Annotated in this window: 1 protein-coding gene; it reads right to left on the bottom strand. The window is 64.0% G+C overall.

From position 1 onward, the window contains the following. Positions 1-34: 34 nt before the first annotated feature. A protein-coding gene (locus ACZ4TW_RS24000; protein WP_465547022.1) for an IS3 family transposase occupies positions 35-1,518 on the bottom strand; the annotation gives its coding sequence in 2 pieces (ribosomal slippage) (positions 35-1,131 and positions 1,131-1,518; 1,485 coding nt in all). Between the last annotated feature and the right edge of the window lie 79 nt (positions 1,519-1,597).

Below are 1,597 nucleotides of genomic sequence, written 5' to 3'. Positions count from 1 at the left end.
CGGAACTTGTCAAGGGGTTTGAGACCAGTGAGTGTTAGGCGGCTGCCGGATTCGCCGGTTGTTGCTCCTCTGGTTCGGGTTTGTTGATCCAGGCGGCTGCGGGCAGCTCGAGGATCTTCGGGGCGGGGTCGATGGGTCCGAATCGTTCGGGATTGGCGCGGCGGGCCTCGGCGAGGGTGGCCGAGCGTTGCGCGGCGACGGTTGGCGCGTGGCCGTGGTGCACGTCGGCGGGTGTGTGCAGGCCGATGCCGCTGTGGTGGTGGTCGTGGTTGTACCAGTTGGTGAACGCTGCCATGAACTCTCGCGCATGCTGGATCGACCCGAACCTTGCCGGGAAGACTGGCGCGTATTTCATTGTCTTGAACCAGGATTCGCTGAACGGGTTGTCGTTGGACACCCGTGGGCGCGAATGCGATCGGGTCACATTCAGATCGGCGAGCAACTCGGTGACAGTCTTCGATGTCATCGAGGTGCCCCGGTCGGCGTGCACGACCTGCGGGATGCCGTGCACCCCGAACACCTCGCACATCATGTTTTTCGCGAGCGGCCCGGACTCGTGGGTGTGGACGTGAACCCCGACGATGTAGCGGGAGTAGATGTCGATCATCACGTAGGCGTCGTAGTACACGCCGCGTTGTGGGCCGGCGAGCTTGGTGATGTCCCAGGTGTAGACCTGCCGGGGTGCGGTCGCCACCAGCTCCGGGATCGCCTTCGAGCGATGCTTGGCCAGCCGCCGACGCTCTTTGACCTGCTGGTTGGCGCCCAGGATGCGGTACATCGTGGAGATCGAACACAGGTAGCAGCCCTCGGCCAGCAACGTCGCATACACCTGGGTCGGTGCGGCATCGACGAACCGGTCACTGTTGAGCACCGCCAACACCTGCTCGCGTTCGACATCGTCGAGTTTGTTCACGGGCTCGCCTCGGTCCCGATCCGGTTCGGCGACGCTGCCACCGGAATCATCGATAGTGGTGGCACGGCGGGCCATGGTGGCCCGTGACATGCCCGTCAGCCGCGCGGCGGCCCGTCCGGTGGTCCCTACCTCGGTCAGCTCGTCGAAAGCGTCCATCAACGCTTGCCGCGCTTGGGCTCGGAATCCGCGCTCTCGGAGATCTGCTCCAAGAGCGCGTGCGCTTTTCCCATGATATCCAGTGCGGTCTGGGTGGTTTCCAACTTGGAATTGGCTTGGGCCAGTTCCTTTTTCAACCGGGCGATCTCGGCCTGCTCGGCGGTCAACCCCGACCGGCGAGGCGCCCGCGACACCGCCGCGTCATCGGCTCCGAGGACACCGGCATCACGCAGCCGGCGCCACTCACTCATCAACGACGAATACAAGCCCTCACGCCGCAGATACGCACCACCCTCGCCGGTTTCGCACGCCTTCTCGTATGCCGCGAGGTACCGCAGCTTGTCCTCGGCGGTGAAGCTGCGGCGCCGCCGCGGCCCGTCCCCACCGGAGGGTGACTCATAACTGCTCATCACCCCATTATCCGGGCCGGTGATAGTTGAAACAGACATCGATACTCATCCTGATCTCGCCCTGTCAAACGAGGGGTTGCTACGAAGCGTTGGTCTCAACTCACCCTGACAGACAGGG

The sequence above is a fragment of the Agromyces sp. NPDC029043 genome (assembly GCF_055564615.1).
This window is presented reverse-complemented; position numbering and strand designations above follow the sequence as displayed.